The sequence below is a fragment of the Frankia sp. CeCAU1 genome (assembly GCF_977971845.1).
This window is the reverse complement of sequence record NZ_CDWWXA010000007.1, coordinates 57,883-72,470: the sequence shown is the minus strand read 5'-3', so window position 1 is coordinate 72,470 and position 14,588 is coordinate 57,883. Positions and strand designations below refer to the sequence as shown.

13 protein-coding genes are annotated in these 14,588 nt (G+C 71.4%); 1 reads left to right on the top strand and 12 read right to left on the bottom strand.

The window, feature by feature from the left end:
- The 5 genes from AC08OO_RS02805 to trpC form a co-directional block, all read right to left on the bottom strand.
- Positions 1 to 3,009 (bottom strand): glutamate synthase central domain-containing protein (locus AC08OO_RS02805; protein ID WP_476618208.1); only part of this gene is annotated, 3,009 nt, incomplete at its 3' end.
- Positions 3,010 to 3,308: 299 nt separating this feature from the next.
- The gene (gene lgt, locus AC08OO_RS02800; protein WP_476608769.1) at positions 3,309 to 4,451 is read right to left on the bottom strand and encodes a prolipoprotein diacylglyceryl transferase; all 1,143 of its coding nucleotides are present in this window, start codon (positions 4,449 to 4,451) and stop codon (positions 3,309 to 3,311) included.
- 172 nt (positions 4,452 to 4,623) lie between these two features.
- Positions 4,624 to 5,445 carry a tryptophan synthase subunit alpha gene (gene trpA / locus AC08OO_RS02795; protein ID WP_476608770.1) on the bottom strand — a complete coding sequence of 274 codons (822 nt, stop codon included), beginning with the start codon at positions 5,443 to 5,445 and terminating at the stop codon, positions 4,624 to 4,626.
- 148 nt (positions 5,446 to 5,593) lie between these two features.
- Positions 5,594 to 6,919 carry a tryptophan synthase subunit beta gene (gene trpB / locus AC08OO_RS02790; RefSeq protein ID WP_476606045.1) on the bottom strand — a complete coding sequence of 442 codons (1,326 nt, stop codon included), beginning with the start codon at positions 6,917 to 6,919 and terminating at the stop codon, positions 5,594 to 5,596.
- A 68-nt stretch (positions 6,920 to 6,987) separates the two neighbouring features.
- Positions 6,988 to 7,791, bottom strand: a complete 804-nt coding sequence (gene trpC / locus AC08OO_RS02785; RefSeq protein ID WP_476606044.1) for an indole-3-glycerol phosphate synthase TrpC — start codon at positions 7,789 to 7,791, stop codon at positions 6,988 to 6,990.
- 580 nt (positions 7,792 to 8,371) lie between these two features.
- On the opposite strand from trpC, the gene AC08OO_RS02780 reads away from it, so the two are divergent.
- Positions 8,372 to 8,698, top strand: coding sequence for a hypothetical protein (locus tag AC08OO_RS02780; protein WP_476606043.1), 327 nt, complete (start codon positions 8,372 to 8,374; stop codon positions 8,696 to 8,698).
- Here AC08OO_RS02780 and AC08OO_RS02775 read toward each other — a convergent pair whose 3' ends face one another.
- The 7 genes from AC08OO_RS02775 to hisB all read right to left on the bottom strand — a co-directional run bounded on the left by AC08OO_RS02775 (position 8,699) and on the right by hisB (position 14,551).
- Complete coding sequence (locus AC08OO_RS02775; RefSeq protein WP_476608771.1) at positions 8,699 to 9,298, bottom strand: Trp biosynthesis-associated membrane protein; 600 nt, start codon at positions 9,296 to 9,298, stop codon at positions 8,699 to 8,701.
- 98 nt (positions 9,299 to 9,396) lie between these two features.
- Positions 9,397 to 10,974 carry an anthranilate synthase component I gene (locus tag AC08OO_RS02770; protein WP_476608772.1) on the bottom strand — a complete coding sequence of 526 codons (1,578 nt, stop codon included), beginning with the start codon at positions 10,972 to 10,974 and terminating at the stop codon, positions 9,397 to 9,399.
- Positions 10,971 to 11,468, bottom strand: a complete 498-nt coding sequence (gene hisI / locus AC08OO_RS02765) for a phosphoribosyl-AMP cyclohydrolase (protein WP_476608773.1) — start codon at positions 11,466 to 11,468, stop codon at positions 10,971 to 10,973. The genes AC08OO_RS02770 and hisI overlap by 4 nt, the downstream gene beginning before the upstream one ends.
- 238 nt (positions 11,469 to 11,706) lie before the next feature.
- The gene (gene hisF, locus AC08OO_RS02760; RefSeq protein WP_476608774.1) at positions 11,707 to 12,471 is read right to left on the bottom strand and encodes an imidazole glycerol phosphate synthase subunit HisF; all 765 of its coding nucleotides are present in this window, start codon (positions 12,469 to 12,471) and stop codon (positions 11,707 to 11,709) included.
- A complete protein-coding gene (priA, locus tag AC08OO_RS02755; protein ID WP_476608775.1) occupies positions 12,468 to 13,226 on the bottom strand; it encodes a bifunctional 1-(5-phosphoribosyl)-5-((5-phosphoribosylamino)methylideneamino)imidazole-4-carboxamide isomerase/phosphoribosylanthranilate isomerase PriA in 759 nt (252 codons plus the stop codon). Before priA ends, hisF begins: the two co-directional genes overlap by 4 nt.
- Before the next feature lie 108 nt (positions 13,227 to 13,334).
- Entirely contained in the window at positions 13,335 to 13,967 is a 633-nt protein-coding gene (gene hisH, locus AC08OO_RS02750) for an imidazole glycerol phosphate synthase subunit HisH (protein ID WP_476606037.1), read from the bottom strand.
- Positions 13,964 to 14,551, bottom strand: coding sequence for an imidazoleglycerol-phosphate dehydratase HisB (gene hisB, locus AC08OO_RS02745; protein ID WP_011437410.1), 588 nt, complete (start codon positions 14,549 to 14,551; stop codon positions 13,964 to 13,966). Before hisB ends, hisH begins: the two co-directional genes overlap by 4 nt.
- Positions 14,552 to 14,588: the final 37 nt, after the last annotated feature.

The window sequence follows — 14,588 nt, the reverse complement described above, 5'->3', positions numbered from 1 at the left end:
ATGGTGCGGCGGCGGGGAGATGAGCCCGACACCGGGCGTCGAGTGCCGCGTCTTCGCGATCCACGGGTAGACCTTGTGGCCAGGAAGCTGCCCCCCCTCGCCGGGCTTCGCCCCCTGGGCCATCTTGATCTGGATGTCGTCGGCGTTGGCGAGGTACTCGCTGGTCACCCCGAACCGGCCGCTGGCGACCTGCTTGACCGCGGAGCGGCGCAGGTCCCCGTTCGCGTCCGGCGTGAACCGCTCCGCGTCCTCGCCGCCCTCGCCGGTGTTCGACTTCCCGCCGAGCCGGTTCATGGCGATAGCCAGCGTCTCGTGCGCCTCGGCGCTGATCGAGCCGTAGGACATGGCGCCGGTCGCGAACCGCTTGACGATCTCCGAGGCCGGCTCGACCTCCTCGATCGGCACCGGCGTGCGCACCCCGGTACGCAGCTCGAACAGACCCCGCAGCGTCGCGTTCTCCCGGGACAGACCATCGACCCGGGCGGTGTACTTCTGGAAGGTCTCGTACTGCCGGGTACGGGTGGCGTGCTGGAGCAGGAAGACGGTCTCCGGGTTGAACAGGTGCAGCTCACCCTCGCGGCGCCACTGGTACTCGCCGCCGACCTCGAGCGTGCGGTGCGCGTGCTCGGAGGCGATCGGCGGATAGGCCCGCCGGTGCCGCGCTGCCACCTCCGCCGCGATGACGTCGAGTCCGATGCCGTCGAGGCGCGACGGGGTACCCGCGAAATAGGCGTCGATCAGTTCCTGGGACAGCCCGATCGCCTCGAAGACCTGGGCACCGGCGTAGCTCGCCACCGTCGAGATGCCCATCTTGGACATCACCTTCAGCACGCCCTTGCCGAGCGCCTTGATCATGTTCTCCTCGGCCTGCTCCCGGGACACCCCGACGATCTCGCCCTCGGCGATGAGGCTGTCGATCGACTCGAATGCCAGGTACGGGTTGACCGCCGCGGCGCCGTAGCCGGTGAGCAGCGCGATGTGGTGCACCTCACGGGCGTCACCGCACTCGACGATGAGGCCGACCTTCGTCCTGGTCCGCTCCCGGATCAGGTGGTGGTGCACGGCGGCGGTCAGCAGCAGCGACGGGATCGGGGCCTTGCGCGTGTCGGAGTCCCGGTCAGAGAGCACGACGATGCGGGCACCGTCGGCGATGGCCTCGCTGACCCCGGCGCAGATTTCCGCCAGCCGGGCGGCGAGCGCCGCGCCGCCCCCGTCGACGTCATACAGGCCACGGACCGTCACCGAGGCGAAGCCGGGCATGTCACCGTCGTCGTTGATGCCGATGATCTTCGAAAGCTGGCTGCTGCTGATCACCGGATAGGGCAGGTGCACCATCCGGCAGGACGCCGGGGACGGCGCGAGCAGGTTGCCCTCCGGGCCGAGCACCCGGCCCAGGCTCGTCACCAACTCCTCGCGGATCGCGTCCAGCGGCGGGTTGGTGACCTGCGCGAACAACTGGGTGAAGTAGTCGAACAGCAGCCGGGGACGGCTGGAGAGCACCGCCACCGGCGTGTCGGTGCCCATCGAGCCGATCGGCTCCGCGCCCGTGCGCGCCATCGGCGCGACGAGCACGCGCAGCTCCTCCAGCGTGTAGCCGAACACCTGCTGGCGACGCAGCACCGAGGAGTGCCCGTAGAGGAGCTGCTCCCGCTCGGGCAGGTCGTCCAGCTCGATCAGACCGGCGTGCAGCCACTCCGCGTACGGCGCCGCGTTCGCGAGCTCGGACTTGATCTCCTCGTCGCTGACGATGCGCCCCTCGGCGGTATCCACCAGGAACATCCGCCCCGGCTGGAGCCGGCCTTTCTGCACCACCTTGTGCGGCGGGATGTCGAGCACGCCCACCTCGGAGGCCATCACGACCAGGCCGTCGTCGGTGGCCCAGTACCGCGAGGGCCGCAGCCCGTTACGGTCGAGCACCGCCCCGATGACCGTCCCGTCGGTGAACGCGATGGAGGCCGGGCCGTCCCACGGCTCCATCAGCGTGGAGTGGAACTGGTAGAAGGCGCGCAGTGCCGGGTCCATCTCGGTGTGGTTCTCCCACGCCTCGGGGATCATCATCAGCACCGCGTGCGGCAGGCTGCGACCGCCCAGGTACAGCAGTTCCAGGACCTCGTCGAAGCTCGCCGAATCGCTCGCCCCGTCCGCGCAGACGGGGAACAGCCGGGAGAGGTCACCGGAGATCAGGTCGCTGGCGAGCAGCGCCTCGCGGGCCCGCATCCAGTTCCGGTTCCCGCGGACAGTGTTGATCTCCCCGTTGTGGGCGACGAACCGGTACGGGTGCGCCAGCGGCCAGCTCGGGAAGGTGTTCGTGGAGAACCGGCTGTGCACCAGCGCGATGGCACTGGTGAACCGGGGGTCGTCGAGGTCGGGAAAGTAGGCCGAGAGCTGGTGGGTGGTGAGCATCCCCTTGTAGACCAGGGTCCGCGACGACAGCGACGCCAAGTAGACGCCGGTCTCCCGGCGGATCCGCTTGCGGGCGCAGAACGCCCGACGTTCGAGGTCGGCCTGGTCGAACCCGTCCCCCGCGCCGCCCTCAACCGGACCGGCGGCGGGCAGACTACCGGGCAATGCGAGGAACAGCTGCCGCATCCGCGGCTCAACCTCGTGGGCGGCGTGCCCGATGATGTGGCTGACGACCGGCACCTCACGCCAGCCGAGGACCCGCAGCCCCTCCTGGCGGACGATGCGGCTGATGGTGCGCACGGCTTCGTCCCGCTCCCCCGAGACCTGCGGCAGGAAGGCGATCCCGACGGCGTAACGCCCCGGGGCGGGCAGCGTGAAGTCGACGACGTCACGCAGGAACAGGTCGGGGACCTGCACCAGGATGCCGGCTCCGTCGCCGGTGTCCGGGTCGCTGCCCGAGGCACCCCGGTGGTCGAGGTTACGCAGCACGGTCAGGCCCTGCTCGACCAGCTCGTGACTGCGCCTGCCGTGTACATCGACGACGAAGCCGACGCCACAGGCATCGTGTTCGAAGGTGGGGTCGTAAAGACCTTGCGCACTCGGCATCCGGCGAAGTCCTGTCCATCTTCAGGGGCTGAAGGGGGTGCGGACAACGCTGTCCGAGTGGTGTGACGGCACGGCGACGCTGGCCCGGCGCCCCGTGTCTCTACCGAGTGTGCCACGCGGCCCGCTCATGCGCCGCGATCAAATATGTTCAGGAGATCACCGCCAGATGACGTCATACCTCCCCGCCCGGCCTCGGTCACTACAAGTAGGGGAAGGTCGACGGTCCAGCCGACGCCCGGGGCCCCGCCGGAGACGGCGTCTCAGGCGTCTCAGGCGTCTCAGGCGTCTCAGGCGTCTCATCAGGGCAGCTGCGGCTCCTCCGGCGGAACGGCCGCGGCCGACGTGTGCCCACCGCTCGCCGGCAATCTCGTCGCCAGGCCGCGGCTCTGCTGCGAACCAGCCGGTACGGCGGTGGTGGCGGTGGCGGTGGTCGGCCCGGAGGCATCGGGCACCACGGCATCGGGCACCACGGCATCGGGCACCGACCCGGCGGAACCAGGATCGGCCGGATCGGGACCAGCCAGATCAGGATCGACCGAATCGGGACCGGCCGCCCGCTGGTCGGCGGTACCGGCAGTCGTCACCGTGGACCGCGCCGCAGGCCGGGAACGGGCGATTCCGAGGGCCTCCTGCTCCTCCCTGGACAGATTCGGATCCACGGGACTGCGGGTGACCGCCAGCGCCAGCAACGCCCCCAGACAGACGACGATCGAGGTCCAGATGTTGACCCGCAGCCCGAGGATCTGGTTCGCCGTGTCGATGCGCAGCATCTCGATCCACAACCGGCCGAACGTGTAGAGCGCGACGTAGAGGCAGAACAGCTTGCCGCGGCCGAGCCGGTGCCGCCGATCGACGACCAACAGGATCCCGGCCACCACCAGGTTCCACAGGCACTCGTAGAGGAAGGTCGGCTGATAGGTGGACACGCCGGGGATGATCTGGTGCTTCTCGTCGATGCGCACCGCCCAGGGCAGGGTGCTCGCCTTGCCGTACAGCTCCTGGTTGAACCAGTTGCCCCAGCGTCCGATCGCCTGGGCCAGGATGATGCCCGGCGCCGCGGCGTCGCCGAACAGGGCGAGGCTGATGCCGTAGCGCCGGGTCGCCAGCCACGCGCCGAAGGCCCCGCCCGCGATGGCGCCCCAGATACCCAGCCCGCCGTTCCAGATCTTGATGACGTCCAGCACGTTGCCGTCCCGGCCGAAATAGACGACCGGAGTGCTGACCACGTGGTAAACGCGGGCGCCGACGATGCCGAACGGGACGGCCCAGTAGGCGACCTCGCTGGCCACCATGGGATCCATGCCGCGGGCGCGCAGCCTTCTTCCCGTCACGAATACGGCGACGAAGACGCCAATAATGATCATCAAGGCGTAGGCACGCAGCGGCACCGGCCCGAGATGCACCACGCCACGCGATGGGCTGGGAATAGCGGCGAGAACCACGGTCGCCAGGCTATCCCGTGGACCCGTCCATCACGCGCGGGGTGCCCCGGCCACGTGTCGCACAGTCACGTGTCTCGCTCGGTGCGCGGCGGGGTGATATATGCGGCGCTCGATGCGGGCAATACTCGATGTGGGCGACAGATGTGACGGCCGGGTCGGGACGGCCGGGAGTTCACGCCGAAACGGGAGCGCGCACCCCTCCGGCGAGTTCCGCGGCGAGCCGACGGATTCCGGCGAGGCCCGCTGAGGCGCCGGCTCCGGAACGTTCCGCCTCAAGCAGGACCTTCACCAGCGCGGAGCCGACGATCACACCGTCGGCGAAGCCCGCGACCTCGGCGGCCTGCGCCGCGGTGCTCACCCCGAGCCCCACCGCCACCGGGAGCTCGGTGGCGGACCGCACCCGGGCGACCAGATCGGCCGCCCGTTCGCCGACCGCCGCCCGGGTCCCGGTGACACCCATCAGCGAGGCGGCATAGACGAAGCCGCGCGCGACGCCGGCGACCAGCCGGAGACGGGTGTCCGAGGAGCTGGGAGCGACGAGGAACACCGGGGCCAGGCCGTGCGCGGCGCACGCGTCGAGCCAGGGCCCGGCCTCCTCGGGCGGCAGGTCCGGAGTGATTGCCCCGGCGCCCCCGGCGGCGGCCAGACCGGCCGCAAACGAGGCCGCGCCGTAGCGGTCGATCGGGTTCCAGTAGGACATGACCAGGGCCGGGGCCCCCGTCGCGGCGACGGCCTCGACGGTGCGGATCACGTCCCGCGTCGTGACCCCGCCGCGCAGGGCCGCATCCGCCGCGTCCTGGATCACCGGACCATCCATGGTGGGGTCGGAGTAGGGCAGGCCGACCTCAACAACGTCGACTCCCGCCGCCACCATGGCCCGCATGGCCTCGATCGCCCCGTCCACCGTCGGGAATCCCGCGGGCAGATAGCCGACCAGCACCGACCGCCCCTCCTCGCGAGCCGCCGCGAACACTGCGTCCAACCGACTCTGCACCGTGCGTCCGTTCCGTCGAGCCCGAGGGCCTTTATGGCCTGTCTGTCCTGTGCGTCCCGTGCGTCCCGTGCGTTCTGTGCGTTCTGTGCGTCCCGTCTTGGTTGCTGCCGGTCCCGAGACAGGATCCCTCAGGATCCCTCAGGGTCCCTCAGGCCGGTCGCGCCGGACCGCCGACGGCATCGGCCTCGTCGAGGAGGTCGAACCAGCGGGCGGCGGTGTCGACGTCCTTGTCCCCCCGACCGGAGCAGTTGACGACGACAAGCGTGCCCGGACCGAGCTTCCGGGCGACGTCGAGGGCACCCGCGAAGGCGTGCGCGCTCTCGATCGCGACCAGGATGCCCTCGGTACGGGCCACCAGCGCGAGCGCCTCCATCGCGGCAGTGTCGTCCACGACCCGATAGCTCGCCCGACCGGTCTCGTGCAGCAGGGCATGCTCGGGGCCGATGCCAGGGTAGTCCAGACCCGCCGAGATCGAGTGGGAGACCTGGGTCTGCCCGAACTCGTCCTGCAGCAGGAACGTCCGCATGCCGTGCAGCACGCCCGCGGAACCGCCGGCGATCGCCGCGGCGTGCCGACCGGTGGCGACCCCGTCCCCCCCGGCCTCGCAGCCGATCAGCGCGACCTCGACGTCGGGGATGAACGGGTGGAAGATGCCCATCGCGTTCGAGCCGCCACCGACGCAGGCGACGACGGCGTCGGGCAGTCGGCCGACACGGTCGAGCACCTGGGCGCGCGCCTCGACCCCGATGATCCGCTGGAAGTCGCGGACCAGCATCGGGAACGGATGCGGGCCCATCACCGACCCGATGCAGTAATGGGTCGTGTCAACGGTGGCCACCCAGTCGCGCATGGCCTCGTTGATGGCGTCCTTCAAGGTTCGGCTGCCGGAGGTGACCGCGACGACCTCGGCGCCGAGCAGGCGCATCCGGGCGACGTTGAGGGCCTGCCGGCGGGTGTCCTCCTCGCCCATGTAGACGACGCAGTCCAGGCCGAGCAGGGCGCAGGCGGTGGCCGTGGCAACACCGTGCTGACCGGCTCCGGTCTCGGCGATAACCCGGGTCTTGCCCATCCGCCGGGTCAGCAGGCACTGCCCGAGAACATTATTGATCTTGTGGGAACCGGTGTGCGCGAGATCCTCACGCTTGAGCAGGATGCGGGCACCGCCAACGTGCGCGGTGAGCCGGTGGGCGTCGGTGAGCGGAGTGGGCCGGCCCGCGTAGCTCGCCAGCAGCCCGTCCAGTTCCGCGGTGAAGCCGGGATCCACCCTGGCCGCCGCGTAGGCTGCGGTGAGCTCGTCCAGCGCCGCCATGAGGGCCTCGGGGACGAAGCGACCACCGAAACGCCCGAAGTGCCCCGAAGAGTCCGGGAACGCCTGCCAGCTCGATGCGTCCGGACGGACCAGACCGGAGCCCGACGGCGTCCCGGTTCCGGCGGCCGCGGGGCGAACTGACTCGGCAGCGGTTCGGATGGTCACGGTGCGACTGTATAGGGCCGAGCCCCGGATACCAGGGCACGGGCACCAGGGCACGGGCGCCGGTGGCCTCAGCGCCCGACCCGGGCCGCCGGATGCGCGCCGGCCGCCACCAGATCGGCGACCGTCTGACGAGGATCGCCGGTGACGGCTGCCTCGCCGACCAGTACCACGTCCGCCCCCGCGGCGGCGTAGGCGAGCAGATCGTGCGGCCCCCGGATGCCGGACTCGGCGACCGCGAGCACTTCCGGGGGCACCATCGGCGCGAGCCGGGCGAAGGTGCTCCGATCGATCTTCAGCGTGTGCAGGTCGCGGGCGTTCACCCCGACCAGTTGGGCGCCGGCGTCCAGCGCCCGCAGCATCTCCGCCTCGTCGTGCACCTCGACCAGCGCCGTCATGCCCAGGGACTCGATCCGCTCGCGCAGGCCGACGAGCCGCGGCTGGTCCAGCGCCGCGACGATGAGCAGGACGATGTCCGCCCCGTGCGCCCGGGCCTCGAAGACCTGGTAGGGCGACACGATGAAGTCCTTGCGCAGCAGCGGGACGTCCACCGCGCGACGCACGGCGTCGAGGTCGGCCAGGGAGCCACCGAAGCGCCGTTGCTCGGTCAGGACACTCACCGCGGCGGCGCCCGCCGCCTCGTACTCGGTGGCGAGGGCAGCGGGGTCGGTGATGGTCGCCAGCTCCCCCTTCGAGGGGGAACGGCGCTTCACCTCGGCAATCACCGAGACCCGGGAGTCCCGGAAGACGGCAAGCGCGTCCTTCGGGTCGGGAACGCGTTCCACCCGCCGCTTGAGATCTGCCAGAGAGGTCTGTTGCTCGCGGGCGGCAAGATCGATCCCGACCCCGTCGAGGATCTCGGTGAGAACGCTCATCGCCCCGCGCTCGCGACTGTCGCGGTCATGCCGCCGATGGTAGGCCAGGCAGGCACGGTGTGCCCGGCGCCCCCACACGCGGCTACGATCCACGACTCCACATAGTTGACTTTCCCGTGAGGAATCGGGTAGCAGCCCGAACACACCCATCTTCACGGACGCTGCACTGTCAGCCACTTCGGATCCGCCTGCACCGATCAGCTACGGTCCGCAATCGATCTTGCGTCGTGAGCCCGTTGACAGAGTAACGCGACGAGGCCGGTGAACCACCGTGTGCAGAGGCACCACCGGGTTACCACCTCGATCGCCGGGCGACGACATCACGAGATCCGGCCGGCCGCACGACGGGTTCTCGGGATCGGCTGCCGCGACGCGCCGCGCGCACTCGGGACCGCCGCGCCTTCGCCGACCGGAAACACGCATGGCACGCCGCACATGTCCTCGAACGGACCCGAACCCTCGGGCGGACCCGAACCCTCGGGCGGACCCGGGCAGCACCCCAGGGACGGCGTGGCGGGCTGGCGTCGATCGTCGGCACCCCCTACACTCGAACATGAGTTCGATACCAAGGAGAGTTCCGATGGACAGCCGCCCCCTCTCGTCCCCCCTCGGCGCCGCCCGGGTGCCCGCGGCGCGCGACGCCCCGGGTGCGCACCGGCGGCTCCGCCTCGAGCCCGAGCTCGCCGAGCAACTCGACGAGCTGTCCCGCTGCCTGATCCGGATGGACGCCGTCATGATGATGCTCGAAGCCGACCTGGACCGCCGGGCACTGGCTCTCACGGAGCTGGTCGACCCGTTTCCCGACCTCCCACCCGCGGACCTGGCGCCCGCCGACCCGCTGGCCGGTGGCGCTCCCGGTTCCGGCTGGCCGGCCCGCCAAGCCGGGCGTCGCGGAGACGCCAGGTGATCAGGTCGGGTCGTGGCCCCGCTCGATCGCGTCCCAGGCGTCGGCCGGAGTGGCATCGCGGGCCTGGTAGCGGCCGGACATTGCGGGCCATGACCGGCCGCGCAGGACGACGAGGGCGCCGCCGAGGATGAGCAGCAGCCCGCCCGCAAACGACAGCCAGGGAGCGATCGTCTGGCTGACGTCATCGATCCGCGCCTGGCCACCGGGCACGAGCTGGCGGACCTGATCGGTCTCGCGCAGCGTCGGGAGTGGATCCCAGCCGATGCGTCCGGCCACGTAGGCGATACCGGCCCCGGCTGCCGCGGTGAGCACACCGATGACCAGCCGCCCGATGCGCCGGGTGGCCACGATCGCCACCGCCGCGGCAAGCCCGACCAGGGCGAGAGCGGTCGCCGTCGATGCGAGCGCCCCGCCGGTCCAGTGCACGGCGAGTGGCGCTGCGACGGCGCCGCCGTCCGCCCCACCGCGGGGCCCGCTCACCCGGGCGGACACCCAGGTCGCACCGCCCGACACGAGCACGACGCCGGCACCGAGCAGACATCCCAGCACCGCGAGGGTGCGTTCCCGGTGGCCGCGTCGCATCGCCTCGACCGCGTGCACATCGCCTCCGGGACGGTGGCCCGGCGAAGGCGGCTCCGCGGTGCCGGCCCGGTCGCGCGGGGAGGATGGGCGCCCCGCGGGGGGGAACCCCGCGGCCGTCATGACGGCGGTCGCAACGACTCGGCGACCTCGACGGCGCGCAGGACGGCGGCGGCCTTCGCGCGGCTTTCCAGATCCTCGGTGTCGGGATCGGAATCCGCGACGATGCCGGCTCCGGCCTGAACGTAGGCCATACCGTCACGCATCACTGTGGTGCGGATCGCGATCGCGGTGTCCAGATCACCGCCGAAGTCCAGGTAGCCGACCACGCCCCCGTACAGGCCCCGCCGGGTCGGCTCCAGCTCGTCGATGACCTCCATCGCCCGCACCTTGGGCGCCCCCGAGAGCGTCCCCGCCGGAAACGTCGCGGCCAGCACGTCCACGGCGCTGCGGTCCGGAGCCACCTCACCGATCACCGTGGAGACAATGTGCATGATGTGCGAGAACCGTTCGATGGCCGCGAACTCGACGACCCGGACCGAACCGGGGTTGCAGACCCGCCCGAGGTCGTTGCGGACCAAGTCGACCAGCATCACGTGCTCGGAGCGTTCCTTCGGATCCGCGAGAAGCTCCGCCGCAAGCTCGGCGTCCTGTTCGGGAGTGCCTCCCCGGGGCCGGCTGCCCGCGATGGGATGCAGCAACGCCCGGCGGCCGGTGACCTTGACGTGCGCCTCCGGGGAGGATCCGACGACGTCGTGGTCGGCGAAACGCAGCAGGTACATATAGGGACTCGGATTCGAGGTCCGCAGCACCCGGTAGACGTCGAGCGCATCCGCGGTCGTCCGCCGTTCGAAGCGCTGCGAGACGACGATCTGGAAGCACTCGCCGGCACGGATCTCCTCGATGGCCCGCTCGACCGCGGTCTGGAAGGCACCGGGAGGCGTGGCGGAGACGAAGTCGCCGACCCCCGCGGCGGTGCCCGCCGTGGTCGCCACGGTCGGCTCGTTCCACTTCGCGAGATCGCTGGTCATGGCCTCCAGCCGGGCCACCGCGTCGTCGTAGGCGGCGTCCAGGTCGATCCCGGCCGGGTGTGCGGCGGCGTCCGCGTCCCCACCGGTGGTGCCGGTGGCGCCTGCGTCACCGGCACCATTCCCGCAGCCGGTGAAGACGTTGGCTACCAGCAGGCAGGAACCATCCCGATGGTCCAGCACAGCGAGATCGGTGGTGAGCAGCATGCGCAACTCGGGAAGGCCGAGGTCGTCGACGGCGTGCGCGGGGAGCCGCTCGATGCGGCGCACGATGTCGTAGCCGAGATAACCGACCAGACCACCCATGAGCGGAGGGGCCTGTGGGCTGTTCGAGGCCTGCAGGGTGCTCTCCACCGCACGCAGGATGTCGAGCGGGTCACCGTCGACCGGCACTCCGGGAGGCGGCGCACCGTCCACCCACACCGCCTGCCCGTCGCGCTCGGTCAGCGTCGCCGCGGCCCGCACACCGATGAACGAATACCGCGACCACACCCCGCCATGCTCCGCCGATTCCAGCAGGAACGTCCCGGGGCCGCCGGCGAGCTTGCGGTAGACGCCGACGGGCGTCTCCCCGTCGGCGAGCAGCCGACGGGTGACGGCGACGACCGGATGCGCTGCCGCCGCGGCCCGGAACTCCTCCCGGCCGGGGATGATCTGCCCGGTCGTCATCGGTCCGCACCGGCCTTGCTCACGCCGGCCCTGTCCACGCCAGCGTGGACACCGGCGGCACCGGAAACGCTGGCGGCAGCGGAAACGCTGGCGGCACCGGAGAGGTCGCGGGGCCGGGCGGTATCCGCGGCCTCGACGGTCACCGTGGGCAGAAGATTGCCGTCGAAGCAGGTCCGCGTGCCCGCGTGGCAGGCCGGGCCCACCTGGTCCACCCGGACGAGGACGGTGTCCCCGTCGCAGTCGAGTGCGACCGACCGCACCCATTGCCGGTGCCCGCTGGTCTCCCCCTTGACCCAGTACTCCGCGCGGCTGCGGCTCCAGTACGTGGCCCGGCCCGTGGTGAGGGTCCGGTGCAGTGCCTCGTCGTCCATCCACCCGAGCATCAGCACCTCGCCGGTGTCGTACTGCTGGGCGACGGCGGGAAACAGGCCCGCGTCGTTGCGGCGCAGCCTACGGGCGATGGCGGGATCCAGAGCGGAAGGGCGAACGGTCACCCCACCATTCTGCTCGCGCTGCTCGCGCCCGGCGCCGCAACGGTGCCGGGCGACGGGCCGTCCGCCGGTCCCGTCCCGACCGACCCCCCGCCGCCCAGGAGCGGCGCAGGCGCTGGTACACGCCGCGCATCGCGATCAGATCCCGGCGCGGACCGCGCTGGACGATCCGTCCGGCGTCCACGACGACGACGTCCTGTGCCGCCTCGGCCGTCGGCGCCCCGCCGGCGGACGCGCCTGGTCAGCGCACGGGTACACCCGCGCCGCGCAGCGCCGTCTTCACCTCGCCGATGCGCAGCTGCCCGAAGTGGAACACGCTCGCCGCGAGCACCGCGTCCGCGCCCGCGTCGATCGCCGGCGCGAAGTGAGCCAGGTCGCCGGCCCCGCCGCTGGCGATCACCGGGACGTCGACCTCGGCACGCACCGCGCAGATCATCTCCAGGTCGTAGCCGTCCCGTGTGCCGTCGGCATCCATCGAGTTGAGCAGGATCTCCCCGGCGCCGAGCTCGACCACCCGCGCCGTCCAGGCCACCGCGTCGATGCCGGTGCCCTTGCGGCCGCCGTGCGTCGTGACCTCGAAGCGCGGACCGTCGGGACCGGGTGAGCGCCGGGCGTCCACCGAGATGACGATGCACTGGTTACCGAACCGGTGGGCGCACTCGCGCACCAGCTCGGGCCGGGCCACCGCCGCCGTGTTGATGCCGACCTTGTCGGCCCCCGCCCGCAGCAGGCGGTTCACGTCGTCGACCGAGCGGACCCCGCCACCCACGGTCAGCGGGATGAACACCTGTTCGGCGGTCCGCCGCACGATGTCGTAGGTGGTCTCCCGATCGCCGCTGGACGCGGTGATGTCGAGGAACGTCAGCTCGTCGGCACCCTCGGCGTCGTAGAGGCGCGCCATCTCGACCGGGTCGCCGGCGTCGCGCAGGTCCGTGAAGTTCACGCCCTTCACGACCCGGCCGGCGTCGACGTCAAGGCAGGGAATCACCCGAACCGCGACACTCATCGACCCACCGCACCCGCACATCCGTTTCCGATATTCCCGATATTCCCGGCAACGGCCAGGGCCTCGGGCAACGTGAAGGCGCCGGCGTAGAGCGCCTTGCCGATGATCGCGCCCTCCACTCCGGGCACCACGGCGATCGCGGTGAGGTCGTCGAGCGTGGCCACGCCGCCGCTGGCGACCACCGGCCGGCTGGTGGCCGCGGTCACGGAGCGCAGGAGCTCGACGTTCGGCCCGGTGAGCGTGCCGTCCCGGCGCACATCCGTCACCACGTACCGGGCGCAGCCGTCGGCGTCGAGGCGGGCGAGCACATCGAACAGCTCGCCACCGTCCCGCGTCCAGCCCCGGGCCGACAGTGTGGTCCCCCGGACGTCGAGACCGACCGCGATACGGTCACCGACCCGGTCGATGGCCCGGCGGACCCAGGCGGGATCCTCGAGCGCAGCCGTGCCGATGTTGACCCGGGCCGCGCCGGTGGCCAGCGCCGCGTCAAGCGATGCGTCGTCGCGGATGCCGCCGGAGAGCTCGACGGCCACGTCCACCGCGCGTACCACCTCGGCGATGAGCTCCCGATTCGACCCCCGGCCGAAGGCAGCGTTGAGATCGACCAGGTGGATCCACTCGGCGCCGTCGCGCTGCCAGGTCAGCGCCGCCTCCCGCGGGTCGCCGTACGAGGTCTCGGAACCGGCCTCGCCCTGGACGAGTCGGACGGCCCTGCCGTCGGCCACGTCCACGGCGGGCAGCAGAGTAAGCGTCACATCGGCCACCCTACGGTCCGGCGGGGCGCTGGAGCCGCCCTAATTACAGGGCATCCGCATTACAGGACATCCGCCCTCGCGTTCACGCTCACTCAGACCAGGGCTCGCTCAGAACAGGCTGCCGAGCCAGTTCGCCAGCAGATGCGCTCCGGCATCCCCGGACTTCTCCGGGTGGAACTGGGTCGCGGCGAGCGCACCCCGTTCGACGGCGGCGGCGAACGGCTCGCCGTGCTCCCCCACGGTGTCCCCGGCGGCCGGATCGGCCTTCGCCGCGTACGAGTGGACAAAGTAGAACCGCGTGCCCGCGGGCAGTCCGGCGAACAGGATCGATCCGGCGGGCGGCGCCACAGTGTTCCAGCCCATGTGCGGCAGGATGTCGGCGGCGAGCCGGCGGACCTCGCCAGGGATCACGCCGAGCCCGACCGTCCGCACCCCGTGCTCGTCACCGAGCTCGTACAGCACCTGCATCCCGACGCAGATCCCGAGCACGGGCCGTCCCGCCGCTACCCGCTCCCGCACCACGGGCGCGGCGCCCACGGCGTCGATGCCTGCCATACAGGCCGCATAGGCGCCCACGCCCGGTACGACCAGGCCCGCCGCGCCGCGGGCCATGTCAAGATCCGCGGTCACCGTCACGTCGGCGCCGACTCGGGCGAGCGCGCGCTCGGCCGACCGCAGGTTTCCCGAGCCGTAGTCCAGGACGACCACCCGGGGACGCCGGCCGGGTCCGTCTCCGGTCACAGCACACCTTTCGTGGAGGGTATCCCGGCGACGCGGGCGTCGAGCGCCACCGCGTCGCGCAGAGCCCGCGCGACCGCCTTGAACTGGGCCTCGACCACGTGATGGGCGTTGCGGCCGGACAGCACCCGCACGTGCAGCGCGAGCCGGGCGGACGCGGTGATCGACTCGAAGATGTGCCGGGTCAGCGTTGTGTCGTAAGTTCCGATCATCCCGACGAGATCCGGTTCGACGTGCACGCAGTACGGCCGGCCGGACAGGTCGACGGCGGCTTGGGCGAGCGCCTCGTCCAGCGGGACGGTGGCATCCCCGAACCGGCGGATACCCGCCTTGTCGCCGAGCGCCTCGCGCAGGGCGGACCCGAAGGCGATCGAGGTGTCCTCGACGGTGTGGTGGGCGTCGATGTGCAGATCCCCCCGGGTACGCACGGTGAGGTCGAACCCGCCGTGCTTGCCGAGCTGGGACAGCATGTGGTCGAAGAACGGGACGCCGGTGTCCGACGAGGAGATTCCCGTCCCGTCGAGGTCGAGCTCGACCAGGACGTCCGACTCCAACGTCTTGCGTTCGATTCGCGCGGTGCGTGCCATCGGGGGCTTCCTCGGTCTCTGTAGATCTCAGGCCGGG

Bases quoted from the DNA above. Each gene is read 5' to 3' on its own strand.
- trpC (WP_476606044.1), bottom strand. From the start codon at position 7,791: ATGAGCGTTCTCACCGAGATCCTCGACGGGGTCGGGATCGATCTTGCC.
- AC08OO_RS02780 (WP_476606043.1), top strand. From the start codon at position 8,372: ATGGACAGCCGCCCCCTCTCGTCCCCCCTCGGCGCCGCCCGGGTGCCC.
- AC08OO_RS02770 (WP_476608772.1), bottom strand. From the start codon at position 10,974: ATGACGACCGGGCAGATCATCCCCGGCCGGGAGGAGTTCCGGGCCGCG.
- hisF (WP_476608774.1), bottom strand. From the start codon at position 12,471: ATGAGTGTCGCGGTTCGGGTGATTCCCTGCCTTGACGTCGACGCCGGC.
- hisB (WP_011437410.1), bottom strand. From the start codon at position 14,551: ATGGCACGCACCGCGCGAATCGAACGCAAGACGTTGGAGTCGGACGTC.